This is a genomic window from Dictyoglomus sp. SSW (genome assembly GCF_055181335.1).
The window spans coordinates 170,892-196,925 of the sequence record NZ_CM143705.1 but is presented as its reverse complement, the minus strand read 5'-3'; the positions used below and the strand labels follow the sequence as shown (position 1 = coordinate 196,925).

25 protein-coding genes are annotated in these 26,034 nt (G+C 32.0%); 23 read left to right on the top strand and 2 right to left on the bottom strand.

The genetic code is table 11. From position 1 onward, the window contains the following. Positions 1 to 11: 11 nt before the first annotated feature. On the bottom strand, positions 12 to 1,232 hold the full coding sequence (locus tag ACY3JM_RS00915; protein ID WP_463082927.1) for a lipid-A-disaccharide synthase-related protein: 1,221 nt from the start codon (positions 1,230 to 1,232) through the stop codon (positions 12 to 14). A gap of 140 nt (positions 1,233 to 1,372) precedes the next feature. Here ACY3JM_RS00915 and ACY3JM_RS00910 point away from each other — a divergent pair, with 140 nt between their 5' ends. From ACY3JM_RS00910 to ACY3JM_RS00870, 9 genes are all read left to right on the top strand, one after another. After that, entirely contained in the window at positions 1,373 to 2,365 is a 993-nt protein-coding gene (locus ACY3JM_RS00910; protein WP_463111467.1) for a LacI family DNA-binding transcriptional regulator, read from the top strand. 207 nt (positions 2,366 to 2,572) lie between these two features. Further along, positions 2,573 to 4,435, top strand: a complete 1,863-nt coding sequence (locus ACY3JM_RS00905; RefSeq protein ID WP_463111466.1) for an ABC transporter substrate-binding protein — start codon at positions 2,573 to 2,575, stop codon at positions 4,433 to 4,435. Positions 4,436 to 4,508: 73 nt separating this feature from the next. After that, positions 4,509 to 5,519 (top strand): ABC transporter permease, encoded by a 1,011-nt coding sequence (locus tag ACY3JM_RS00900; protein ID WP_463082924.1) that lies wholly within the window; start codon positions 4,509 to 4,511, stop codon positions 5,517 to 5,519. A 17-nt stretch (positions 5,520 to 5,536) separates the two neighbouring features. Then, complete coding sequence (locus tag ACY3JM_RS00895) at positions 5,537 to 6,415, top strand: ABC transporter permease (protein ID WP_463082923.1); 879 nt, start codon at positions 5,537 to 5,539, stop codon at positions 6,413 to 6,415. Then, positions 6,415 to 7,407 carry an ABC transporter ATP-binding protein gene (locus ACY3JM_RS00890; protein ID WP_463082922.1) on the top strand — a complete coding sequence of 331 codons (993 nt, stop codon included), beginning with the start codon at positions 6,415 to 6,417 and terminating at the stop codon, positions 7,405 to 7,407. Before ACY3JM_RS00895 ends, ACY3JM_RS00890 begins: the two co-directional genes overlap by 1 nt. After that, complete coding sequence (locus tag ACY3JM_RS00885; RefSeq protein ID WP_463082921.1) at positions 7,404 to 8,384, top strand: ABC transporter ATP-binding protein; 981 nt, start codon at positions 7,404 to 7,406, stop codon at positions 8,382 to 8,384. The genes ACY3JM_RS00890 and ACY3JM_RS00885 overlap by 4 nt, the downstream gene beginning before the upstream one ends. A 26-nt stretch (positions 8,385 to 8,410) precedes the next feature. Beyond that, complete coding sequence (locus ACY3JM_RS00880) at positions 8,411 to 9,769, top strand: alpha-glucosidase/alpha-galactosidase (protein ID WP_463082920.1); 1,359 nt, start codon at positions 8,411 to 8,413, stop codon at positions 9,767 to 9,769. A 65-nt stretch (positions 9,770 to 9,834) separates the two neighbouring features. After that, positions 9,835 to 10,965 (top strand): O-antigen ligase family protein, encoded by a 1,131-nt coding sequence (locus ACY3JM_RS00875; RefSeq protein WP_463082919.1) that lies wholly within the window; start codon positions 9,835 to 9,837, stop codon positions 10,963 to 10,965. Continuing rightward, positions 10,931 to 12,004: a glycosyltransferase family 4 protein gene (locus ACY3JM_RS00870; RefSeq protein WP_463111465.1), complete on the top strand. Its 1,074-nt coding sequence runs from the start codon at positions 10,931 to 10,933 to the stop codon at positions 12,002 to 12,004. Before ACY3JM_RS00875 ends, ACY3JM_RS00870 begins: the two co-directional genes overlap by 35 nt. On the opposite strand, the gene ACY3JM_RS00865 is transcribed toward ACY3JM_RS00870, so the two are convergent. Continuing rightward, on the bottom strand, positions 11,971 to 12,867 hold the full coding sequence (locus ACY3JM_RS00865; RefSeq protein WP_463082917.1) for a glycosyltransferase family 2 protein: 897 nt from the start codon (positions 12,865 to 12,867) through the stop codon (positions 11,971 to 11,973). The genes ACY3JM_RS00870 and ACY3JM_RS00865 overlap by 34 nt on opposite strands. A 40-nt stretch (positions 12,868 to 12,907) precedes the next feature. Between ACY3JM_RS00865 and ACY3JM_RS00860 the strand changes: the two genes are divergently transcribed. From ACY3JM_RS00860 to ACY3JM_RS00795, 14 genes are all read left to right on the top strand, one after another. Beyond that, on the top strand, positions 12,908 to 13,570 hold the full coding sequence (locus ACY3JM_RS00860; RefSeq protein ID WP_463111464.1) for a response regulator transcription factor: 663 nt from the start codon (positions 12,908 to 12,910) through the stop codon (positions 13,568 to 13,570). A gap of 2 nt (positions 13,571 to 13,572) precedes the next feature. Beyond that, a complete protein-coding gene (locus ACY3JM_RS00855; RefSeq protein ID WP_463082915.1) occupies positions 13,573 to 14,808 on the top strand; it encodes a sensor histidine kinase in 1,236 nt (411 codons plus the stop codon). A gap of 5 nt (positions 14,809 to 14,813) precedes the next feature. Beyond that, a complete protein-coding gene (locus ACY3JM_RS00850) occupies positions 14,814 to 15,410 on the top strand; it encodes a hypothetical protein (RefSeq protein WP_463111463.1) in 597 nt (198 codons plus the stop codon). Further along, positions 15,398 to 16,840 carry an apolipoprotein N-acyltransferase gene (lnt, locus tag ACY3JM_RS00845; RefSeq protein ID WP_463111462.1) on the top strand — a complete coding sequence of 481 codons (1,443 nt, stop codon included), beginning with the start codon at positions 15,398 to 15,400 and terminating at the stop codon, positions 16,838 to 16,840. The genes ACY3JM_RS00850 and lnt overlap by 13 nt, the downstream gene beginning before the upstream one ends. Then, positions 16,837 to 17,382: an LPS export ABC transporter periplasmic protein LptC gene (lptC, locus tag ACY3JM_RS00840; protein WP_463111461.1), complete on the top strand. Its 546-nt coding sequence runs from the start codon at positions 16,837 to 16,839 to the stop codon at positions 17,380 to 17,382. The genes lnt and lptC (ACY3JM_RS00840) overlap by 4 nt, the downstream gene beginning before the upstream one ends. A gap of 15 nt (positions 17,383 to 17,397) precedes the next feature. Continuing rightward, the gene (gene lptC / locus ACY3JM_RS00835) at positions 17,398 to 18,045 is read left to right on the top strand and encodes an LPS export ABC transporter periplasmic protein LptC (protein ID WP_463111460.1); all 648 of its coding nucleotides are present in this window, start codon (positions 17,398 to 17,400) and stop codon (positions 18,043 to 18,045) included. After that, positions 18,042 to 19,133 (top strand): LptF/LptG family permease, encoded by a 1,092-nt coding sequence (locus ACY3JM_RS00830; RefSeq protein WP_463111459.1) that lies wholly within the window; start codon positions 18,042 to 18,044, stop codon positions 19,131 to 19,133. Before lptC (ACY3JM_RS00835) ends, ACY3JM_RS00830 begins: the two co-directional genes overlap by 4 nt. Continuing rightward, complete coding sequence (locus ACY3JM_RS00825) at positions 19,112 to 21,235, top strand: LPS-assembly protein LptD (protein WP_463111458.1); 2,124 nt, start codon at positions 19,112 to 19,114, stop codon at positions 21,233 to 21,235. Before ACY3JM_RS00830 ends, ACY3JM_RS00825 begins: the two co-directional genes overlap by 22 nt. A 68-nt stretch (positions 21,236 to 21,303) precedes the next feature. Then, positions 21,304 to 21,462, top strand: a complete 159-nt coding sequence (rd, locus tag ACY3JM_RS00820; RefSeq protein ID WP_463082908.1) for a rubredoxin — start codon at positions 21,304 to 21,306, stop codon at positions 21,460 to 21,462. 10 nt (positions 21,463 to 21,472) lie between these two features. Further along, positions 21,473 to 22,657 (top strand): NAD(P)/FAD-dependent oxidoreductase, encoded by a 1,185-nt coding sequence (locus ACY3JM_RS00815; RefSeq protein ID WP_463111457.1) that lies wholly within the window; start codon positions 21,473 to 21,475, stop codon positions 22,655 to 22,657. After that, positions 22,647 to 23,567, top strand: coding sequence for an alpha/beta hydrolase (locus ACY3JM_RS00810; RefSeq protein WP_463111456.1), 921 nt, complete (start codon positions 22,647 to 22,649; stop codon positions 23,565 to 23,567). Before ACY3JM_RS00815 ends, ACY3JM_RS00810 begins: the two co-directional genes overlap by 11 nt. Next, positions 23,554 to 24,510, top strand: a complete 957-nt coding sequence (locus ACY3JM_RS00805) for a S1C family serine protease (protein ID WP_463082905.1) — start codon at positions 23,554 to 23,556, stop codon at positions 24,508 to 24,510. Before ACY3JM_RS00810 ends, ACY3JM_RS00805 begins: the two co-directional genes overlap by 14 nt. Next, entirely contained in the window at positions 24,507 to 25,103 is a 597-nt protein-coding gene (locus ACY3JM_RS00800) for an IMPACT family protein (protein ID WP_463082904.1), read from the top strand. The genes ACY3JM_RS00805 and ACY3JM_RS00800 overlap by 4 nt, the downstream gene beginning before the upstream one ends. Further along, the gene (locus ACY3JM_RS00795; RefSeq protein WP_463082903.1) at positions 25,084 to 26,031 is read left to right on the top strand and encodes an acetoin utilization protein AcuC; all 948 of its coding nucleotides are present in this window, start codon (positions 25,084 to 25,086) and stop codon (positions 26,029 to 26,031) included. The genes ACY3JM_RS00800 and ACY3JM_RS00795 overlap by 20 nt, the downstream gene beginning before the upstream one ends. Positions 26,032 to 26,034 lie beyond the last annotated feature (3 nt).

The following is a 26,034-nucleotide window of genomic DNA, read 5'->3' as shown; positions in this document are numbered from 1 at the left end:
TTCCTCCCCCTTTAAACTTTAATAATTTGATAAATCTTTTCTGCTATCCTTTTGGAAGCTCCTTTTTCCCCCATTCTTTTCCTTCCATTTATGGATATCTTCTCTAAAAGTTCATTGTTATTGTGTATCATGGAGAATATTTTAGGAATTTCTTCTGCATTTTTGGCTAAAAAAAGAGAATCACCTAAGAGTCTCTTCTGTAAAAGAGCAAACTTTTTAGTAAATTGAGGCCCTTTACCAAATATGGCAATGGCTGGTTTACCAAGACCTACAAACTGTTCTGTTGCTGTTCCTGCCATGCAAAGTCCTATCTGTGCATGATGAATACAATCAGAGAAGGCATGGGTAAGAATTAGTGCATGACTGTTATTTTTGAAAAGTATATAATCTTTTGTTTCTATATACTTTTTAAAATTTTTGGAAAACAAAATGTTTTCTAATTCCTTTATGGGAATATTAGGAGATATAGCAGTAAGAAAAAGAAATTTTTCCTCTAATCTTGATCTCAAAAGATGTAATATACCCTCAGTAAGGAGCTGAAAATTATAATAAGCTTCTGGTATTTTAGATCCTGGTAGAATCAGAATTTTTATGTAATTGTAAAAATTGTTAATGGGTATTTTGTTTTCAGGTTCTAAGCCATCCATCATAGGATTTCCTAAGTATTCGGAGTTTATTCCTGTTTTTTCCAGAATTAAGTGAGAGAGAAGATCACGTGGAAAAACTTTTAAAAGATTTTCTGATTTCATAAGAAAATATTCCAACAGGTAAGTTCTTATAGCAATTTCCATTGCTTTATTCTTGGAAAGTTTTTGTATATTTACCTTTTTATCATCTTTTAATGTGTAATATACTGATTTTTGAATGCTTACGAAGAAAAATTTTTGGTGGGATAATCTTGCTAAAAAGAGGGGTATAATATCGCCTACTGCTATTATATATCCATTTTTTTTAGACCACTTTTTAATTTCTCCCCACTGTTTCCGATGAAGATTCAATAATCCTTCTTTTAAATCTTTATATAAAATTCTTAGATTAGTTATAAATCCACCTGATGGTAATTTTTTATGAGGTCCTAAAAGAGGTATTTGATTTTTTTTATATAAAAATCCTTCCCCTACAATTGGCAGGGCTTCTATTTCTATTGAACTATCTATTTCTCTTAACTCTTTTATAATATTGACTGCTACGTAATCTTCTCCATAGCCATTACTAATAAATAAAACTCTCATGTTTTAGATTTTAAGTCTATGAAAAACAATATGTCAATTTTATTTTTATCTAAGAAAACGTTTACAAATATATAATATTTGGTAAAATAAATATTTAGATATAAATAGAAAAGGCAATGAATAGAAAGGGGAGTGTATTAATGGTAACAATAAAAGATGTGGCAAAAGAGGCTGGAGTTAGTATAGCAACAGTATCAAGAGTACTTAATAATTCTCCAAGAGTAAATGAAGAGACAAAAAAGAAGGTATTAGAGGCAATAAAAAAATTAGGATATTCTCCTAATGTGGTGGCAAGAAGTTTGGCAAAAAAGTCTTTAAAAACCAATGTTATTTCTATTGTAGTTCCTTTTTTCACAAGGGATTTCTTTGTAGAGGTTTTAAGGGGTATAAATAATGTGATATCTAAAACCGATTATTCTATTCATCTATATAATATTGAGAGGATAGAAGATAGAGAGAAAATTTTTTCTCCTGAGCTTTTTAATAGATGTGATGGTCTAATTGTAGTTTCCTTTGATATTAAAAAGGATGAGGCTAAGATCTTAAAAAATGCTCAAAAGCCTGTAGTACTTATTGATAGTTTTCATCCTGAGTTTTCCAGTGTATATGTTGATAATAAAAAGGGAGCTTATATGGCTGTAAGATATCTTATTGCTACAGGTAGAAGAAATATAGCCTTTGTTAGTGGTGTGATAAATGATCCTTTAGGGTTTATGGCAAGTTATAGGAGATATGAAGGCTTATTAGAAGCATTAAAGGAGGCTGGGATTCCTTTTAATCCTCTACTCCATATTCAAACTGGTTTTTCCTTGGAGAAAGGATATAGAGCAGGTAAGACTTTAATTAGTCGAGGAATTCCCTTTGATGCTGTTTTCTGTGCGTCAGATACTCAAGCCATAGGGTTGATGAGAGCACTTTTAGAGGAAGGAATAAAGGTACCTGAAGATGTAGCTATAATTGGTTTTGACGACATATCAGATGCCAGATATTTAGGTCTTTCCACAGTAAAACAACCAATGACTGAAATGGGAGAAGTAGGAGCAAAAATACTCCTTGATTTATTATTGGGAATTGAAACTTCTTTTACCCATTTAGAGCTTCCTTTAGAGCTTATTATTAGATTGACGTCTTAAAATTTAAATTGAAGATATTTTTAATTCTAATTTTTTATATACCCCTTGACTTATTTTTTATTTTATGATATTTATCATTCTGTAAAAGCGCTTACACAAATAAAAATTAATTAAATTAGGGAGGTGATGAAAGGGTAATTAGGGTTTAAAGCTATGGTTCTGAGGGTTCTGTTTTTAAAAAATATTTGGAAAGGGGGATAAGATTAAATGAAAAAGTTTTCAATTATAATATTATTCATTCTGATGCTTTCCCTAGTAGGTCAAACTGTTACATTTTCTCAAGTACTTCCTAAGGTTCCTCGTCATGAAACACTTATAGTGGATGCACTACATGGAAGATTAGCTAATCCAAAAGATTTTAATTTCTGGAAACCAGGAGTATCAGTAGGTAATGGGGCTCAACAGATGTTATTTGATGGTCTTTGGTACTTAGATTCACAAACAGGTAAAGTAATCAATGCTTTAGCTCAATCTGAACCAGTATATGAAAATAATTTTAGAAAAATGACAGTTAAGTTGAGAAAAGGAATATATTGGAGTGATGGAAAGCCTTTCACTGCTGATGACGTTGTATTTACTGTAGATTATCTTATGAAACATCCTGGAATGTCTTATAGTGATGCTTTAAATAGATATGTATCTAAGGTCTATAAGAAAGATAACTACACTGTAGTGTTTGAACTAAAAGAGTCAGTACCGGCTTTTCATTATCTCTTTACCTCTATTGTCTATGCTACCTGTTATATTATGCCTAAACATGTGTTTGAAAAAGTAGCAGATCCTTTAAAGTTTGAATTTAACCCACCTGTTTCTTTAGGACCCTATGTTTTGAAGCAATATGATCCTCAAGGATATTGGTGGTTATTTGAAAGAAGAGTTGATTGGAGAAGGACAAGTGTAGGCCAGATATATGGTATGCCTCAGCCCAAATATGTACTTTTTATTTACTATGGTCCTGATGAAAAGAAGGTAATGGCACAAGCTCAACATCAATTAGATTTAATATTTGACTTAACTCCTGAATCTTGGGAGATTCTAAGAAAAAGCAACCCCTATTCAAGGGTATGGTATAAAGATTTTCCATGGGCTTGGATGGATGATGTAAGGGCAAGAATAATGGCTATGAATTTAGAAAAGCCACCATTCAATAATAAAGATGTAAGATGGGCTTTAACATTAGCTACAGATATAGTTGATGTAGTAACATCTGGATTTGATGGAATTGCAAGGGTCAATCCTTTATGGATATGTGCAACAGAATCTCTATTAAAAGAGTACTACTTACCTATGGAAAATTGGTTGAAGAATTTTACTTTAGAAGATGGATTTAAACCCTGGGATCCAACAGTGCCAGATAGAATTGTAGATTATGCAAAGAAGAGAGGTTATGTAGTAACAGGTAATCCAAGAGAAATCTTTGGTATAGGTTGGTGGAAATATGCTCCAGATGTGGCAGAAAAACTCTTAGTAAAGAATGGATTTAAGAAAGTTGGAGGAAAATGGTACTTACCAGATGGAACTCCTTGGAAGATAACTATTACCGCTCCTGCTAATTTTGAAATACATGCTACAAGACTTGCTTTTGCAGTAGCTGATCAGTGGAGAAAGTTTGGTATAGATGTAAATGTAGAGACGGTAGAGGCAGGACCATTCTGGAATAAGTGGAATCTTGGAGACTTTGAGGTTGGTTCTTACTGGGAAGTACCAGCAACTGATTTCTACACCTTTGTACAAGGTTATCATTCCAGATTCTATAAACCAACAGGGCAGGTGGCTACTTCAGGGAACCAGATTAGGTGGAAGAGTGCTAAGTTAGATAAACTCCTTGATGAGTTAGTAAAATTACAGCCAGAATCTCAAAAGGCAAAGGCTATAGTAAGTGATATATTGAAGCTTTATGTAGAAGAAATGCCAGCACCAGTCTTTATAATCAATTTGAAATTTAATTCACAGGATCATTACTATTGGACTAACTTCCCAACATCGGACAATTCTTATATGGCACCTGTATGGTGGTGGGGTCAATTTAAGTTTATCTTACCACATATAAAGCCAACTGGCAGAAAGTAATAAGAATATATTTTGGGGTTTCCCCCTCTAAACGAGGGGGAAACCCTGTTTTAGGGAGGGAGAAAATTATAAAATGAATTTATTAAAAAGATATATAATTCCCAGATTGATTCAATATTTTATTGTTATATTTATAGGTGTGACTGTGGTTTTTTTAGTTCCAAGATTTACCCCTTTAGATCCTGTAGTAACAGTTCTTAATAGAATGACATCTTACGGTGCTCAATATCTTGATCCTTCTGCAATAGAGAAATTGAAGGATACTATGATGGAGTTATATGGATTGAAGGGGAGTATATGGGAACAATATTTAGGTTTTTGGAAAAGGTTATTTAAGGGAGATTTTGGGCCTTCCTTATCAATATTTCCAACACCTGTAATTTCTATAATTGCAAATTCTTTACCTTGGACTGCAGGTCTTTTAGTTGTTGTTGCTATCCTTTCATGGGTAATAGGTAATATTCTTGGTGGAATAGCTGGATATTATGCTGATAAAAAATGGTCAAAATTTATGTCTATAATTGCCATGTCAATTTATCCAATTCCCTATTATATAATGGCTTTGGTACTTTTAATTCTTTTTGCCTATATTTTTCCTATTTTTCCAATGGTAGGAGGATACAGCATAGGTCTTACACCATCTTTATCTTTAGAATTTATATTTAACGTAATTAAGCATGCTACTCTACCAGCATTATCTCTTATCCTAATAGGTATTGGTTGGTGGTTCCTAAGTATGAGATCTTTAACATCCACTATTGTAGCTGAAGATTTTGTAACATATGCTGAAGTAATGGGGATTCCATCAAGGAAGATACTGTTTCAATATGTTATGAGGAATGGTTTGCTTCCTCAGATAACGAATTTAGCCTTACAAATAGGTGGTATTTTTAGTGGATCTTTGATTACAGAGACAGTTTTCTCATATCCTGGATTAGGACAACTTCTTTATATGGCAATTAATAACGGTGATTTTAATTTAATTATGGGAATAGCTGTACTTTCTATTATAGGAATAGCCACAGCAGCTCTTGTAATTGACTTATTATATCCTCTCTTTGATCCTCGTGTACGTTATAGATAAGGAGGAAAGATATAGTTATGTTATTGGTGATAAGAGATTTATATAGGAGTGATAAAAAGTTTGCCTTTGGTTTTACAGTTATATGTTTGTTAATTTTTTTAGCTTTACTTTCTTTTGTTTCTCCTTATGATCCAAAATTATGGAATGTGGTTCCTAAAAATCAGCCTCCCTCTTTTCGTTATCTATTGGGTACAAATTCTATGGGACAAGATATATTCTGGAATTTAACACATGCTATAAGAAATTCTGTAATCCTTGGGTCTCTTACTGCAGTAATATCAATTGTAATTGGTACCTTTGTGGGGCTTCTTTCTGGTTACAGAGGTGGAAGTCTTGATAGATTTCTAATGTCTGTAAATGATAGTTTTATTGTTATTCCCAGTCTACCTATTCTTATTCTTATATCCTCAATAATAAAACAGCATATCAGTCTTATTCTAATTGCCTTTATACTTTCTTTATTCTCCTGGCCCTGGGGAGGAAGACAGGTAAGAGCTATTGTATTAGGTCTTAGAGAAAGAGAATTTACATATACAGCAAATTTCTCAGGAATGAGTACTTTTCAGATTATTATGACAGAGCATCTTCCTTTTGTTATACCATGGGTAATGGCTAACTTTATAAACACAATTTTATGGGCAATTGGAATGGAAACTACCCTCGCTATTTTTGGACTTTCAAGTTTGGAAACTCCTACTATAGGGACGACTATTTACTGGGCATTACAATATCAAGCTCTTCTAAGAGGAATATGGTGGTGGATTTTTACCCCTGTAATTTTAGCTATACTTCTTTTCATAGCTCTTTATACTCTATCGGTGAGTATTAGTAATTATCTTGATCCACGAACAAGAATTCAAAGAATGAGGATGAAAGAAGGAGGCCAAGAAGCCTAATGTATGCTTTAAAAGTGGAAAATTTAAAGGCTTATTATATTACTTCCTTATATGGTATTGAGAGAAAAGTTAGGGCAGTTGATAATGTGTCTTTTCAAGTTATGGAGAATGAGATTTTGGGAATAGCTGGAGAGTCTGGATGTGGTAAGAGTACTCTATTGAAAACCCTTATTGGGCTTATTAAACCTCCCTTAAGCGTGATGGGAGGTGGGATATATTATAAATATGGTGGTAGAGAAGTAGATATATTAAAGGATATTAATGTTTTAAAAGAATTAAAATGGAAGGTCTTTTCCTATGTGCCTCAAGGTTCAATGAGTGTACTAAATCCAACACGAAAAATCATAAAGACTTTTGAAGATGTAATAAAGTTACATCTTAACATCACAAATAATAATGTAATTAGGGATATGGTGGGAGAACATTTAAAGAGTTTGGGTCTTCCTTTTGAAGTTCTGAATTCATTTCCTCATCAACTCTCAGGAGGTATGCGACAGAGAGTTACTATAGCTTTAAGTACTATACTTAAACCTAAGGTGATTATAGCTGATGAAGCAACTACAGCCTTAGATGTGGTAGTGCAAAGAGGAGTAATCCAACTTTTAAAAAGGATTCAGTCGGAGTTTAAAGATACAATAATTATGGTAACTCATGATATGGGAGTTCATGCTAATATGGCTGATAGAATAATTATTATGTATGCAGGAAAGTTGGTGGAAATAGGTAGCGCAAAAGATATTTTTAAGAATCCTCTACATCCATACACTAAATATCTTATTGAATCCCTTCCTAGGATAGGCGATAAAACCTTGAAAAAGAGTGTCCCAGGAGCTCCTCCGTCTCTTTTAAATCCTCCATCTGGCTGTAGATTTCATCCTCGTTGCCCTTATGCAATGAGGGAATGTAAAGAGATGGTGCCAGACTTAGTAGAGATAGAGAAAGGACATAAAGTGGCCTGTTTTCTTCACAGCAAGGAGGTTGAGAAAACATGATGGAACAAGATTTTTTGTTATACGTTAAAGATTTAACCAAGATATTTGTAATTGGGGGAAGATTTTTAGGGGTAAAATTAGTAGCAGTGAATAAAGAAAGTTTTTATTTACCTTTAAATAAGCCTGAAATACTGACTATTGCTGGGGAGACAGGATCTGGAAAAACCACCTTAGCTCGTATGATATTAGGTTTAATTGAACCAACATCCGGAGAAATATATTATAAGGGGGAAAGAGTAACTGATTTAAGTTCTAGAAAAAATAAACTTAAATTTATGAAAGAAGTACAGCCCATATTTCAAAATCCTTTTGAAGCTTTTAATCCTTTAAAAAGAGTAGATTCTTATCTTTTTAATACAGCTATCAATTTTGGTCTTGCTAAGAATAGGCAAGAAGCGATGGATATTGTTGATATGAGTTTACAAGCAGTAGGCTTGAATCTAAAAGAGATAGAAAAAAGATATCCTCATGAACTTTCTGGAGGACAGCTTCAAAGAGTTTCTATTGCGAGAGCGCTTATAACAACTCCGTCTTTGCTTGTGGCGGATGAGCCAGTTTCTATGGTTGATGCTTCTTTAAGGATGTCCATAGTTAATCTGTTCAAAGAACTTAAGGAAAAATATGGTGTTTCGGTATTATATATAACCCATGATTTGACTACTGCCTATTATATTAGTGATTGGATTGCCATTATGTATAGAGGAAATATTGTGGAAATAGGACCTGTAGAGAAGGTTATGCTTAAACCTCTACATCCTTATACCAAGCTCTTAATTGACTCTGTGCCAGAGCCGGACATAGATAAACGTTGGGAAGGTAATATAAAACTTTCTGTCCAAGAGGTTAAAGAATTTTCTAAACTTGGTTGTAAATTTTCAGATCGTTGTGATGAGGCAAGAGATATATGTTTTAGAGAAGAGCCTAAAAAGATTCTTATAGATGATCGTTGGGTAATGTGTCATAAATATATTTCTTAAAAAATTTAAATTAAGGAGGTAGTTTTATGGTAAAAATAGCTATTATTGGTGCTGGTAGTGTAGCCTTTTCTATGAAGCTTATTCAAGATCTTAATTACTACAAAGATCTTTCTGGAAGCACAGTAACCTTTATGGATATTAATGAGGATAGGCTTGATCTTGTTTATTCTTTAGCTGATAAGTATAGAAAAGAGGCCGGTACTGATTTAAAACTTGAAAAGACCACAGATAGAAAAAAAGCATTAGATGGAGCTGATTTTGTAATAAATACAGTAAAAATAGGTGGATATCATAATATGGAGAAGGAAAGAGAAATTGCTGAAAGTTTAGGTTATTACAGGGGAGTGGATGATAAAGTAAGTGATTACTATGGGGGATTCGCTGCCTATGAACAACTAAGGTTTGTAAGAGATTTGGTGAAGGATGTAGAAAAGTTGGCTCCTAATGCATGGTATATGCAGGTTTCTAATCCTGTATTTGAAAGTACAAATTTAGCTTTAAGAGAATCTGGCCTTAAGGTGGTTGGTTTCTGTCATGGATATTTAGAGCTTTTCCATTTGGTAAGAGCTTTGGGGTTGGATCCTAAGGATATAGAAGAGCAAGTAGCAGGGTTTAATCATTGCATCTTTTTGACGAAATTTAAGTATAAAGGGCAAGATGCCTATCCCTTAATAGATAAATGGATAGAGGAAGAAGCTCCAAAGATTTGGAATTCTTATGATTATATGATATCTCCTTGGGAATATACTCAATTTTCTCCTGCAAGTGTAGAGATGTATAGACTTTATGGTTTATTCCCTATCGGAGATACTCCAAGAAGTGTTTCACCTTGGTGGTTCCATACAAGCTTGAATGAGAAGAAAAAATGGTATCCTGCAGGAGGTCCAGATTCCGAGATAGGATGGACCATGTATCTTTATGGATTAAAGCTTAGATTGCAGCAAATGGAGAGATTGGCAAGAGATCCTAATGTGTCAGTAGTAAAAGAATTACCGATGGAAGAAAGTATGGAATCTATAATACCTTTTGTAGATGCTATAGTAAACAATAACAGAAGAAGATTGGTTATTAATGTACCAAACAATGGTGCTATTCCTGGAATCCCTGATGATGTAATTGTAGAGATACCAGTATATGTAGATAAGAATGGAATTGAAAGAGAAAAGATTGAGAAAATTCCATCCCGTTTGATGCTTTATGTATTAATACCAAGATGGTTAAGAATGGAAAGAATACTTCAAGCTTTTCGTGAGGGAGATAGGAAGAGTCTTCTTCTTATGGTTATGGATGACCCAAGAACTCAAAGTTTTGAACAAGGGAAGAATCTTGTTGAAACTCTTCTCTCACAACCTTGGAATGAAGAGATGAATAAACATTATAAATAAAAAATGAAGGGGGGACAAAAATCCCCCCTATTTTCTAAAATTGTGTTATAATTTATTTCATGAGAATGGAAGAAATATTATATATATTGGGATTTTTTTTAGGAGTAGGTGGAGGGACAATTGGATTTATCATATATTTTTTCTCTCGTGTTTTAAGAATCAGAGAGCTTAGTTTTAAAAACATAGATCCAATTTTAATTTTTTTTATCATCTCTTTTTTTCTATCTTCTTTATTTTCTACTTTTAGGAAATTTTCATTATTAAATTTTTTAGTACTGCTATTTTTGGTTTTATTTTACTTATTCTTTATAAAGGAAAATCTCTCCCCCTCATTAATTGATAGAGTATTAGACTACTTTATTTTTGGTGCTACTCTACTTGCTTTTTCTGGAATAAATATATTTCTTCATAATAAGGGATATTATGCAGAAACTCCTATTTTAGGTAAAAATGCTTTAGGTACTGTTTTAGCTACTACTATTCCCTTAGTACAATTGAAAATTTTAACAGATAATGGTAAATTGTGGCATTTTATATCTTTAATTATACTTATTGTAGGACTCATCCTTAGTATGTCACAAGGAGCAATTTTGGGATTGATTTTAGCTGAGATCTTGATATTTATTTTAGGGGATAAAAAGGTTAAAAGAAAGGTCTTATATATGAGCATAATAGCACTGTTAATTTTAGTATTTTTTCTTATAAAATCTATTTTAGTAAAGGACAATTTATTTTCCTTTTTCTTGACAAGAGTTGATCCATATTCAAGTTCAAAAATACAAAGAATTTATATATGGATATCTGCTTGGAAAATGTTTTTAGATCATCCTATTTTTGGGGTAGGCTTTTCTGCTTTTAGCAAGATGTATCCTTATTATAGATTACCTCAAGCTATAAAAGAAAATATGTCTTTTGCTCATAATCTTCCCCTGAATCTTCTTGCTGAAACTGGTATATTGGGTTTTCTTTCTTTTTCTTTAGTCATTTTTCAATTTTTTTACTGGGGAATAAAAGCTTATTTGAGAGATAAAGATTACCTTTCTTTGGCTGTTCTGAGTGGGTATACAGCATATATGGGACATCAGTTTTTTGATGGTACTATGTGGTCACTACATCTTGGAATTATATTTTTCTTCTTTGGAGCTATTTTAAGAAGTTTATATGAGAAGGGTACTTTTTCTTCTTCCATACTTTAATCTTGCAGGTACAGAAAACCATGTAATAGAGCTTATTAAGGCTTTAAAGGATGAGTATGAATTTTTAGTAACAGCTCCTCAAGGGGGAGGAATAACCATATTAAATAGCAACAATATACCTTATAGTGAAATTCCATATCTTGGTTTTTTAAATATTAGAGAATATAAGGATAGGGTTAGAAAAATAATTAATGATTTTAAGCCTCATTTGATTCATATACATGGAGCACATGAATTGATATTTATTGCTAAAAAGTTATTTCCGGATATTCCTGTTGTATTTACTTGTCATGGTTATCCACCCACATTTTTTTATCTAAATTATTCTCTTTCTGCCTTTTTTAGTAGGTTGGCTGATAGGGTCATATGTGTATCTAATTATGATAAAGAAAATCTTATTAAAAAAGGTCTTTCAAAGGATAAGGTTGTAGTTATTCACAATGGAATTGCAGAAAGTACTGAAGGGAAAAATTTACCTATTAAGGTGGATGGGTTTATTATAGGAACTACTGCCCGATTAACAAAGACAAAAGGTATTAAATACTTAGTTTATGCTTTCTATGAGGTAGCGAAAAGATATAATAATGTGAAGTTAGTAATAATAGGAGATGGGGAAGAGAGAAAATCATTAGAGAATTTAGTTAAAAAGTTAAATATTAGAGATAAAGTATACTTTTTAGGAAAGATGCCTGGGGCAAGAGATTACATAAAGAATTTTCAAATATTTGTTTTGCCTTCACTTTTTGAGGCTTTTGGATTAGTCATATTAGAGGCTTTTTCAGTCAAAGTACCTGTTATTGCAACGAGTGTAGGTGGGATACCAGAGATTATAAGTGATGGTATCGATGGAATCTTGGTACCTCCTAAGAATATTAATGCTCTTTCTAATGCAATTGTAACTCTTATTGAGAAGGAAAATATGAGGAATGAGTTAGCTCAAAAAGGATATGAAAAATTTATAAATGAATTTACTTCTGCAAAAATGGCTAAAAGAACAAGAGCAGTTTATGAGGAAATTTTGTCCAATTCATCTAAATAGGCCTTATTTAGTACTCCTGAAAGGAAAATCTGGGATAATGTATGATATCCTTTCTTTTCTGCAAAATTAAACCACTTTTCTATATTCTTTTCATTTATTAATCCAAAGAATCTTTGAATAAAGTTTCCTATTTTATAAATTCTTCCCATTTGTATCATCATTTTAACTTCTAAAGTAGGATGTTTTTTATAAAAATAAATAGCTGATCTTGCCCTTTCTCTCTCTTTATTTAGTAGATATGGTAAATTAGTAAGATCAGGAGGAATACTAAGATGCCAAACAATAACTTTTTCTGATTTTACCAGTTTTACTCCCAGTTTCTTAAGTCTTATTCCTAATTCTAAATCTTCCCAACCATAAAAGGAAAAATTTACGTCAAAAAATCCTGTAACGGATAGAAGCTCTTTTGAAACACTTACATTTCCCGTAGCGAAAAAGGCGGATGAAATATCCCTTAATTTGAATTTTTCTGTCCATGGTTCTTTCCAGTTATATGTGTTTATCACAGGTCCTTGTACTATTACATTAAAATTATTTTCTTTTTGGATATCATAGTGATTTTTAAGAAAATCCTTCTTAACGTATATATCACTATCTATAAATACTATAAGCTTACCTTGAGAGATATTAAGTGCCATATTTCTTGCATGGGCTGGTCCTTTTCTTTCCTTACTCTTTATATATTTCAAGTTAGGGTACATTTTTTGAAAGTTATTAATCAGCTCACTAGTATTATCAGAAGACCCATCATCAGAGATAATAACCTCATATTCCCCTTCAAAATCTTGATTAAGAATTTGAGGAAGAATGATCTCCAATAGATTTTTTCTATTATATGTTGGCATAATCACACTTATATCCATGATTTTAAATTATATCAGATTTTTGTGATATACTTAAACTATGCGTATTCTTGTGGTGGAAGATGATAAGAAAATAGCAAATCTGTTAAATCTTGAGCTTACCCATGAAGGATATGAGGTAAAGGTAGTCTATGATGGTTATGATGCCCTTATAGAAGCAGAAGAATTTAAGCCAGATTTGGTAATTCTTGATATAATGCTACCTGGAATATCTGGAAAAGAAGTGGCAAAAAGATTGAGGTATAAATATCCTGATATGGGTATTATAATGCTTACTGCTCTTCACGAAGTTAAGGATAAAGTAGAAGCTTTTAATTTTGGGGCGGATGATTATGTAGTAAAACCTTTTAGTATAGAAGAGCTTTTAGCAAGAATTCAGGCTGTCTCAAGAAGAAAGGAAAAGAAGGAAGAAGTAATTGAAAAATATGGTATTTCAATCTTCCCATCAGAGTATAGAGCTTTAGTTGATGGAAAAGAGATAGTGTTATCTAAAACTGAATTCTCTCTTCTTTATTTTTTAATGAGAAATGCAGGGATGGTTCTTTCTAAGGATAAGATTTTGTCATATGTATGGGGAGATTATGATGATGAGAGAAAAAATTTAGTAGAGGTATACATAAATTATCTGAGAAAGAAATTGGGGGATAAAGGTAAATATATAAAAACCATAAGAGGAATTGGATATTCTTTTAGGGAAGATTAATTATGAAAATAGCTTGGAAGATCACTCTAACTTATACTTTTGTTATAGTAACTTTTATTTCTCTTTTTTCTTTGATTTTTTACGAGAATTCTAAAAATACCATTATGGATGAGCATAAAAAGGATCTGTATAAGAGTTTTTTTGGCTTTTCCTATGGAAGAGGATTTATGATGGGAAGGGGAATGGGAAGAATTTCTTCCTACTATATTGCCCAAAATGGAGTGGTTATTCAAGATCCCTTTAGTTTGGGTGAAGTGAAAGAAGAAGGTATATATAATACTAATGATGGATATTATGTACTCATAGTTAAAAGAGATGAATATCTTATTGGTAAGGATATTACATCTACCATATATGCCCTTGATAGGTTAAAAAGAAATTCCATACTTTTTGCTTTACTTTCCATAATTCCTTCCATGGCTATTGGTTATTTTATGTCCAATAGATTTTTATCTCCAATAAGAAGAATAATAAAAGAGGCAAAAAAGGTGGATATAAGAAGACAAGATAGGATAGAGTTTCCCAGGACAAAGGATGAACTTTGGGAGCTTGTGAATACATTGAATATGATGCTTGATAGGATAGAAAAGGTTTATAAACGGGAGGAAGAATTTTCTTCGGATGTTTCTCATGAATTGAAGACTCCTCTTACTTCTATTTTGGGGTATATAAAAATGTTAAAAAGGTGGGGAAAAGAGGATAAAAAAGTTCTTGAGGAGTCATTAAACATATTGGAGGAAACAACTCAATATATGGTAAATATGGTAGATACTCTTCTTGAAACAGCAAGGGTCTCAGAAGATATAATTTTCAATAAATTTTGGGTAAAGGAGTTTTTGGAAGAGATAAAGGAGAAATATTCAAAGATTTATTCAGAATATGAATTTCATATAATTCTAAATAAAAATGAAGAAGTGATTTTTCCAAAGAAAGTTCTTGAAATTATCCTGGGAATTTTTATTGAGAATGGAATAAAAAATTCTCTTGATAAAAAGTTAATTGATATAGGTTATAATGATGGTAAATTTTTCGTAAGAGATTATGGAAAAGGTATACCTGAGGAAGAGATTTCTAAGATTTTTGAAAGATTTTATAAATTGGATAAGTCAAGAAGTAGTAGGGGGTATGGGCTTGGTCTTTCTCTTGCTAAAAAGCTTTCAGATGTGGCAGGTCTTGAGATAGAAGTGGAAAGTAGAGAAGGAGAGGGAAGTACATTCTTCTTAAAGAGGAGAAAGTAGCATTTATGAAAAGAATTTTTATTTTTCTACTTATTATTTTATTTCTTTTATCAGGATGTGCACGTACTGTTACTATAAGACCGAAAGGACTTTTAAAAATTCAATTAGAGTTTTATAATCCTTTAAGTTTATACGATGGTGGTAATTACTATTCCCTTGTGATTCCATTTAATAAAGATGGATATGTAAGTAATGATCTAAGTACATGGCAATACTTCATATGGTGTGATGGAGATAGGGATATATTGAACTTTAAGTGGGGCAAAAATGGAGATCTGTCAACTCTTCAACTATTTTCTTTGATACATGCTCAACTTAAAGGTGAGATTTCAGAGGATAAAACTACTTTGATTTTTCAAATTCCATTGATTGTTTTTGGGGGATCTCTAAGTAAGCTTTATATGAAGATATATTTATACAAAATATTAGGAAGCCCATCATACATACAAGGTTTAGCTGATCTTCTATGGAGTGTTCCACAGGAAGATATATATCAGGAAGATATATATATAGATTTAACCAATCCTATCAGTGGAAAGGTATTTTATGAAAAATATTCTTTGAATCAGGCGGTGAGTTACATTAAAGTATGGTTAGAGTAAACAAGTTCAAAATTTTTATATATCTTTTTATATCTATACTCTTTTATATTCTTGCTTTTCCTCCTTTTAATTTTTCTTTTCTTATCTTTTTTACCCTTATACCTCTTTTTTCCCTTCTTCCGGAAATTACTCAAAGGAAAGCTTTTATCTTGGGTTTTTTATATGGAATTGGCTATAATAGTGTTAACTTTTATTGGATACCACGCTTGGTATCTCATTTTACAAGTATAGGTCTCTCCATATTTGTGTATCTTCTTCTTATTATTTATCTTTCTCTATATTATGGAGTTTTTCTTTGGGGGGTAAAAAGAAAAGAGAATTCTATATTTTTTCCAGCCTTTTTTATGGTATTTATACAATGGATAAGATGCCATGGACCTCTTGCCTTTAATTGGGGGTCATTTGGGGAGCCTTTGGTTCATATTTATCCTCTTCTTCAATGGGCAAGTATATTTGGCGAATTGGGTTTAGTTTTTTTAGTTGTTTTAGTTAATACTGTAATAGCAAGATTTAGGGAATCGGATTTTAAAAGAAAGATTTCTTTTATTTTTGTTTTTATTTCTCTATTTATTGTAGGAATTTTTATAGGTAGAGGGGATTACAATTCATTTATGAAGGTGGGAGCGGTACAAGGAAGTTATGATAGCTTTTCCAAATATTTTTATACCAATATTTATGACCAATTCCAGGTTCATAAAGAACTAACATTAAATCTTCCTGATAATTTGGATTTAGTGGTATGGGCAGAGAGTGTACTTTTTTGCTTTTTAAATCATTCTCCCATATATCTCAAGGAGTTGGGAGAGCTTGCAGAGTTTAAAAATACTAATCTTCTTTTAGGATCCTTGGAGATGAATGGAAGAAATATTTATAATTCTGCATATCTCATCACAAGGGATGGAAGATATAAAGTGCATAGGAAGGTACAACTTGTACCTTTTGTTGAGGAAGTTCCCTTTCCTTTCAATTATGTAATTCCAGAGTATTTTAGAGGACTTATTGGAAATTATAGTAGTGGTCCTGGTTTTTATCCTTTATCTATTGATGGGAAGAAAATAGGTGTACTTATATGTTTTGAATCTTTATTCTCAGATCCATCAAAAATACTTTCTCAAAGACATAGTGATATAATTGTGGTTATAACTAATGATGGCTGGTTTCAAGGGACACCAGCAGTCTATCAGCATAAGAATCAATCTCTTCTTAGAGGAGTAGAAAATAGGAGACCTATAGTTCAGGTAGCAAATACGGGGATTACATTTTTCGCTGATCCTTATGGTAGGATTATAAAAGAAACAAAAGAAGGGGAAAAAGTTGCTATTTATGGAGAAGTTCCAAAAGGGAGCTTTTCTTTTTATACTTTTTGGGGGGATATGCCCATGTTTTTGGGATTTTTAATATTTCTTTTGATAAAATTGATTAAAGAATGAGACGGACAATTTTTCTTAGTATATTGATATTGGTGGTTCTTATTGCTTGGGGAGGAAGTTACTATCTTTTTCCTCCACAAAAAGAAGAAGTATCTTCTAATTATGAGAAGCCTGGTATTTATGCCAAAAAGGTACATTTGAAGGGTAGAGATGAGGGAAATCTGAGTTGGGAGATCTCAGCTGATAATTTAAGTATTGATTTAAATTATAGAAAATTTCTCTTTGAGGGGAATATAGATGGTAAAGTATATAGAGATAATAAATTGTCTTTGTATATAAAAACAGAAAAGGCAGAGGTAGATAGGGATAAAAAGATAATGAAAATACCAGATAGATTATATTTTGAAACTGAGGATGGTTATGTGGGTGAGGCAAGAGAAGGGGTATGGTATTTTGATACAGGGGAATTTGTTAGTACAAAGGGAAGGGTAAGATTTGAGAAGAGAGGAGAGTTTAAGGCCGAGGCAGATATTTTTAGATTTGATTCTAAGGAAGGAAAAGCTGATTTTGAAGGTAATGTGGTGATAGAAGTATTATATTAAGAGGGGAGGAAAAACATGAATAAGATAATTGGAATTTTTTTAATCTTTGTGCTAATTATAGGAATCGGTTTTTCACAAACTAAAACTCCTATTAAGATTTCTGCCCAAAAAATATCTTATGATTTTGGGAAAAAGGTGACTCGAGCAGAGGGAAATGTTACTGTTATATATAAACCTGGTCAAGAGGATGAGACAAAGATTACAAGCACAATGATATTTTATAATCAAGATACCAGTATTGTGGAAGCTCCAGGAAAAGTAAGTATTACTCAAAAAGATTTATCAATTTTCGGGGAGGATTTAAAGGTAGATCTTAAAAAGGAGATCTTGGAGTTAAAGAAAAATGTAAATGTGGTTTTGCAGAGAAAAAGTGGAGAGAAAATAGAAATTACAAAACTTTTTTCTCAGGGAGTAGTTTACTCTTTAAAGAATAAAACAGGAAGTTTAACTGGAAGCGTAAGAATAGAGAGGGAAGATCTTATAGTAACTGCAAGTAGTGCAGACTTTGATACTGATAAAGAGGTTTATACCTTTTTAGATAATGTAAAGATGTTGGATAGTGATAAGAATGAAATAAATTGTAAAAAGCTTGTAGTATATGTAAAGGATAAGAGGGTTGAGGCAGAAGGCAATATAGATACTACCTTTTATGTAAAAGAATGATAAGAATAAAAACTTATCACAAGTATGTATTAAGTGAATTATTAGGTCCCTTCTTCTTGGGAATATTTGGATTTATATTAGTAATGCTAATCCAAATACTTTATGAGTTTTCTGATTTTATTATTTTAAGAAGGATCAGTTTAGAGGTTGTATTGAAACTTCTTTACTATAAGATTCCATCATTGTTAGTATTTGTGATTCCTGTGTCTCTTCTTTTCGCTATAATTTTTTCCTTTGGAAGGCTTATGAGAGATGGCGAAATATTTGCTATGAGATGTAGTGGAATTTATTTTTTTTCTCTGACAATTGTACCCCTTTTGTTTTCCCTATTGCTTTCCATAATTCTTTGGTTTTTTACTTATTCTCTTATTCCAGAATCTAATTTTCGTGCTAATCAATTGATTCAAAAATACTTTTTTTTAAATCCTGCTCCTGTAAAGGGTGAAAATGTTTTTTTTCATGATGAAGAGGGAAGGTATTATTACGTTAAAAAAATAATAGAAAAGAGTAATAAAATGGAAGATGTACTTGTATATGATACCTCAAATTCCAATAAATTTCCTGTTATTTACACTGCAAAGGAGGCTATTTGGAATAGAGATTCACTTATATTGAAAAATGGCATAGTACATTATTTAGGAGAGGATTCCTTTGTAGCATGGGAGGGAAATTTTGAGGAGTTTAAGATAAATCTTCCTCAAGATTTTATGCTAATCTTTTATAGAGATAGAACTCCTCAAGAGATGCCTACTAATGAACTTAAGAAAAGAATTGAAGTTTATAGAAAATCGGGAATATCTGCTAGATCCTATCTTGTAGAGGATTATCTAAGGATTGCCCAAAGTGTTGCATTGCCTATATTTGCTCTCCTTGGATTTAGTGTAATCCTTATTACAGGAAGAGGAGGAAGACTTTGGGGAACTGCCTTTAGTATTATTATTGCCTTCTTTTATTATGGTTTCAACATTATCGCTCGATCCTTAGGAGAGCATGCCATTTTTTCTCCTTTTATCTCTGCATGGTTACCTAATATTACCTTAGGAAGTATCAGTTTGGGAGTATTTATATGGAAGATAAGAAAATGGTGAAAAGATTAGTTTTTATTACTATAATACTATATTTTATCCTACATATAGCTTTTGCCGAGACTCCTTGGAAAATAAAGGCAGAAAAAATATCTTTTAATTGGGAAACCCAATTTTTTAAGGCGGAAGGTAATGTGGAGTTTTCAGGAAAAGATATATTAATAAAGGCAGACAGATTAGAAGGAAGTATAAGAGAAGCCTTATTTAAGGCGGAAGGTAATGTTTATTTTAGAGATAAAGAAGGAGAGTTTTGGGCAGAAGATATAGAGTACTTTTATAAGGAAGAGAAAGCTACTATAAAAAATGTGAAATTAAAATATAAGGTACTTGACTCTCAAGAAAAGATGTATATAAAAGGAGAAGATTTAATATGGAAGAAGGGAGATATATCCCTTAAGAAAGGTGCTTTTACTACTTGTTCTTATGAAAATCCTCATTATTTCCTTTCTTCATCTCAAATTGAATATTATCCTAATGATAGAATAGTTTTTATTAATGTGATTTTCTTTTTGAGATTTCCATATCCTGCTTTTTATCTGCCAATTTTTTATGTTCCCTATTATGTAATTCCTCTCACAAAGGAGCCTTCTCCATTTCCTCAGATTGGTTATGATTCTACTCTTGGACTATATCTTACTTATCCTTTTACATATAATCTTTGGGGGGTTCCTGGTGTTCTTACTTTTCTTATATCTCAAAATCAAGGGTTTAAATTCTCTCTATCTCAAAAGTATAGTTTTCCAAATCTTTCTGGAAATATAGATGCTCACTACCTTTATAATTACAATCTTAATACCGATGAATTAAGACTTAGTATTACTGGTAAATATGTTCTTTCTTCTCTTTCCTTAAATTTTAATTCCATATATTTTTCTTATCCTTATTCTGGTAATTATTCCTTGCAAAACTCAGTTAATTTAACCTATACCTCTGGAATATTAAGAACTAATATACTTGGGACTTGGAATAATAATCCCAACTTTGATAATAAAGGGGTAAATATTAATACAACTCTTGATTTCAATAAAAATCTAAAACTACAGTCCAATATAAGATATAGCAAGCTTTCTTATACTTTAGGAAGTAGACAAGAGGATTTGCAGGGAAATATTAATCTTGATTACGATGATACTGTTCAAAGATTTTATATATATGCCAATGAAAGATGGACTAATACTGCAGATTTATTATTAAAGAAGGTGCCAGAATTTTATTATAGTAGAAAATTATCACTTGCAAGTATTCCATCAAGGCTGGAATTACTTTTTGGAAATTATGTTGAGCCAGGTATTCCTTTTACTATCAATACATGGAAAATGGGATTTTCTTTAACTTTATCTCCCAAGTTATTATTTTCTACTGGAAATATCTCTTCAAATCTTGGATTTAAGCAGGAATTCTATGGTACTCAAGATGCACGTTATCTTTTATTTGGAAATATAAGTTATAGCTATAGACTTTCATCTTTAATATCAGGATCTCTAAATTATAATTTCCAATGGTTAGGAAAAGATATTATAACTGGAGATTCTGGGAATACTCCTTTCTATTTCGATTATTTAACTAATATCAACAATATAGGTTTCCAAGCTACTATTGGAAACCCCAATATAAATATATCCTTACAGCAAGGCTATAATTTTATCAATAATACACCTACATCTTTATCTATTTCAGGAATACTAAAACTGGAAAAAACGGCAACCTTTTCTGCTAAGACGTCTTATCTTTGGAATACACAAACATTCACGCCTCTTTTTATCCAAGGTATTTTTCAGAATCCAAATTTTTATTTTTCTTTCGGTAGTCTATATGATTTAAATGCTAACCTAATTAAAAGGGTGGATTATAAGGTAGGAATTAATATAACAGGAGATTGGCATTATTCTGGTAAACTTAGTCTTTTAGGTTATTATATACCTACCTTAGGGAATACCTTTTATTCTCTCTCCTTAGAGAAGGATCTTCACTGTTTTAATATGAAAGCTACATATTATTTTGCTACCCAAAGTTTCCAATTTAGCATATATCTCAAGGCGTTTCCATCAAAAGGATTGGAACTTATGGGTAGACCTGAGGGATTTACCTTGTTACCAAGTTTTTAATAGAAATACTTGTAGTTTTTTGATATAATTTAAAACTGAAAATAAATTTTAATAAGGGGGTTAAGTTTATGACAAAATATAGATGTATAGTATGTGGGTACATTTATGATCCAGAGGAAGGAGACCCTCATGGGAATATTCCACCAGGAACACCTTTTGAAGAGATTCCAGATGATTGGGTATGTCCTGTGTGTGGTGCGGATAAAAGTATGTTCAAACCAGTATAGGTTATAGTATATGAAATATTTTATTATTGGTAACGGGGTTTCAGGAATAACTTCAGCAGAATTAATAAGAGAAAAGGATAAAGAATCCGAAGTAATTATTATTTCTGAAGAAAAATATCCCTATTATGCAAGGCCACAACTTATAGAATTTTTAGCAGGAAATATTAAAAAAGAGGAAATTTTCTTTTATACTGACGACTGGTACAAAAGTAAAAAGATTAATGTAATATTGGGAGAAAGAGTATTAAGGATAGATATTTCTAAAAAAGAAGTTGAAACGAATAAGGGAAAATACAATTATGATAAACTGCTTATTGCTTCTGGAGCAAGACCTCAAATACCTCCTCTTGAAAACATAAATGTAGAAGGTGTTTTTACCCTTAGAACATTAGATGATGCCTTAAATATTCTTTCCTATATAAAGGGAAAAGAAACAGCAATACTTTTAGGTTGTGGCCTTTTAGGGCTAGAGACAGGAAGGGCTTTATATCAAAGAGGTCTAAAAATTATTGGATTAGAATTTTTCCCAAGACTTTTACCCAGACAGCTTGATGATGAGGGTAGTAAAGTACTTCAAAGTATTATTCAATCTAAATTTGGTTTTAGCTTTTATCTTGGAGTAAAGGCCAAGAAAGTATTAGAAAATAATGGAAAATTTGTAGGGATTGAATTAGAAGATGGCAAAATAATAAACGGCGATCTACTTATAATTTCTGCTGGTATTATACCCAATGTGGAATTTGCAAAAAATTCGGGAATAGGAGTAAATAAAGGAATAGTTGTAAATGACTATATGGAAACAAGTGCGGAAGGAATTTTTGCTGTGGGTGACTGTGTAGAGCATCAAGGAAGAATTTATGGCATTATTCCAGCATGTTTGGAGCAAGCCAGGGTAGCTGTAGAAAATATGATGGGAAGAAAAGTAGAATATAAAGGTACTATTCCTCTTAATTCCTTGAAAGTTACAGGAATAGATCTTACTTCTATTGGAGAGATTAATCCAGAAGGAGAAGTTTATGAAATAAAGGTTAATAAGAATAAAGAAGGTTTTTATAGAAAGCTAATATTTAAGGATGATAAGCTTGTTGGAGCTATTCTTCTTGGTGATAAAAGGAAATATGTTAACAAAGTTGTGACTCTAATAAAGAATCAAGAGATCGTTGAGGATAAGGAAAAGTTACTGTATGAGGAATAAATTACTTTGTATTTTATTATTCCTTTTATTAGTTTTCCTTTGTTGTGGTTTGTCTTTAGATTTTCAAGAATTTGCTAAAAGAATAAAAAATATGGATAATGATGTATTATATTTTAAATCCTATGATGGCACTTCTATTGCATATAGAATAGTAAAAACGGATAATTCAAAGGCAACTTTGATATTTATTCATGGTATTTCTGTTTATGGTAAGTATTACCTCCCTTTTGCAAAAGCCTTGGCTGATTTAGGGATAAAGGTTTATCTTCCTGATATAAGAGGACATGGAAGGTCAGAAGGAAGAAGAGGAGATTCCCCTGATTTTAAGTCTCTTTCGGAAGATATGTATAGATTTTACGAGATTGTAAGGATGGAAAATCCTGGTTTACCAGTTTACCTAGGTGGCCATAGTATGGGAGCAGCTTTGACCCTAAAATACTTTATGGAGTATAATTTAAATCCTGCAGGTTTGATTCTAATATCTGGTGGATTACCAGTAGAAAAGATCTCTACTAATAGTAATAATATTTTGAAAATAAAGAATACTACCAAAATATTTCAATTCTTATCTTTTTTATTCCCTCATTTTAGGATTATTTCATGGGATCTTCCTGAGGGAGTGGAGGATAAACTTTTAGTTAATAATTACTCTTTAACCTTTTTTAAATCTGCCTTTCCAGATTCTGTTAAGAAGATATGGGATAGTCTGTATGTTCCTACTCTTGTAGTGGTGGGAGATAGAGATAAATTTTATAATAGGGATGAATTATTTAAAATAGCAGAAAAATATAAAAGGAATAACATTACCTTTGTAATACTTCAAGAGACAGATCATTTTGATGTTTTAGAGAAAAGTATAGGGAAGATTTATCATTGGATTTTAGGGGGTTCAAAAGATGGAAGACTATGAAAAATTTTTAGAAGCATACTCTAATGCTTTGGTAAGGGTAGTGGAAAAGGTTAGTCCTGCTGTTGTTAATATTGATCTAAGTCAAAGTACTTTTATTCCATTCTTTTTTGGTCCTCAAGAGATTAAAGGCTTTGCCTCTGGTTTTATCTTTACTTCTGATGGATATATCCTTACTAATAGTCATGTTACTCGCCAAGCTACAAAAATTCAGATAACTCTTTCAGATAGAAGATCATATAATGCAGAGCTTGTGGGAGAAGATCCTCAAACAGATCTTTCAGTGCTTAAGATCCCCGAAAAGGATCTTCCTTATTTGGAATTGGGAGATTCTGATGCTTTAAAGGTAGGACAGATTGTTCTTGCCATAGGAAATCCCTTAGGATTTGGGCATAGTGTTACCAGTGGGGTAATAAGTGCTTTAGGGAGATCATTAAGAAGTTATAGTGGGCATCTTATGGAAAATATTATCCAAACAGATGCAGCCCTTAATCCTGGAAGTTCTGGAGGACCATTAGTGGATATATATGGAAAAGTTATAGGAGTGAATACAGCGATAATACAGGGTGCTCAAGGAATATGTTTTGCTATTCCTATCAATACAGCAAAATGGGTAGCTGGTCTTCTTATAAAGGAGGGTAGGGTAAGAAGAAGTTATCTTGGTATTATAGGTCAAAGTGTAGTAATCCCAAGAAAATTGAGGGATATGTTAAATTTGAAGCAAGAAGGTGGAGTATATATTATAAGAGTAGCTCCATCAAGCCCTGCTCAAAAGGGAAACTTACTAAGTGGTGATATAATAATTATGGCTGATAATGAATTAATAAATAATATTGATGATTTACATAGATTTTTGAGTCATACACCACCAAACAGTAAGGTTATATTCAAGGTTATAAGAAATGAAAAGATAAGGGAGTTAGAGATAATACTTGGAAGCGAATGAGTCCTGTAGAAAAATATCTAACAGTTGAAAATGAAGAAACCTTTGAAGTGAAAATTCAAAGATCTCTTTTCATAGGCATAATAAAACCATTGGAAACAAATCCCTCTGATATATTAAAAGGTGTGAAAGAAAACTACAAAAATGCTACCCATTATTGTTATGCTTATAGAAAGGTAACTGGGGAAGAGTACTTTTCTGATGGTGGAGAACCTACTGGAACAGCAGGAATTCCTATATTGAATGCTTTAAGAGAGAAAGATTTATATAATATAATAGGTATTGTGGTGAGATATTTTGGTGGGATTAAATTAGGTGTTAGAGGACTTATTGATGCTTACCATTTTACAATGGAGAAAACCATAGAAAAGGCTAAAATTGTAAAAAAGATAGTTACTGTCAACTATAGAATTAAGGTTACATATAAAGATTTCCCTAATATAAAGAGGGAACTTATTAAAAATTTTTCCTGCGAGATAGATGAGAATTTTGGTGAAGATGTGGTTTTGGAAGTAAAGGTACCTATATCTTTAAAGGAGGAATTTAGAGAATATATTTCTAAAAGGGGGGTAGAAATTGAAGAATACGGAGAGTAGTTTTATCTGGGGAGAAGAATCTTTACTCTATTCCTTTCCAGAACCTCATCCTATGAATAGAAGAAGATTGGAATCTTTTAAGGAAGAATTAGAAAGAAGAGATACTTTGATAAAAAGAGAAACTCCTCAAATAAGTTCCTATGATGATTTACTGCTTTTTCAAACAAAAGAATATGTAGATTTTGTGATTGAAAAATCAAAGACAGGAGAGGGTTATTTGGATTATGGAGATACACCTGCCTTTTTAGATTGTTATGAGGCGGCCTCTTATGTAGTAGGTTCTTCCTTAAAAGGGATAGATCTCATAATGGAGGGAAAATATAAAAGAGTTTTTGTACCTATGGCAGGTTTGCATCATGCAAGAAGGAATACTGCTGCGGGTTTTTGTATATTCAATGATATTGGAGTGGGTATTGAGTATTTGAGAAAAAAGTATAACATTCAAGATATTCTCTATATAGATGTTGATGCCCATCATGGGGATGGGGTTTTTTACGAATACGTGGATGATCCTCATCTATACATTGCAGATGTTCATGAGGATGGTAGATTTCTCTATCCAGGTACAGGGAAAAGGGATGAGAGAGGAAAAGGAAATGCTTTTGGTACTAAGTTGAATATTCCTTTGCTTCCTGGAGCTTCTGATGATGAGCTTTTACTTGCTTTAGAAGAGATTAAAAATTTTGCTTGGGAAATTAAGGTTGATTTTATAATTCTACAAGCTGGAGTAGATGGACTTTCAGGTGATCCAATTACCCATTTAAATTACAGTGTGGAAGGTTATGGGAAATTTGTAAAAGAAATAATAGATCTTTCAAATATGGTGTGTAATGGAAAACTATTGATACTTGGCGGTGGGGGTTACAATCCTGAAAATACAAAAAGAGGTTGGATTAAAATTATAGAAATACTGGAGAAGGAGGATTAAAAC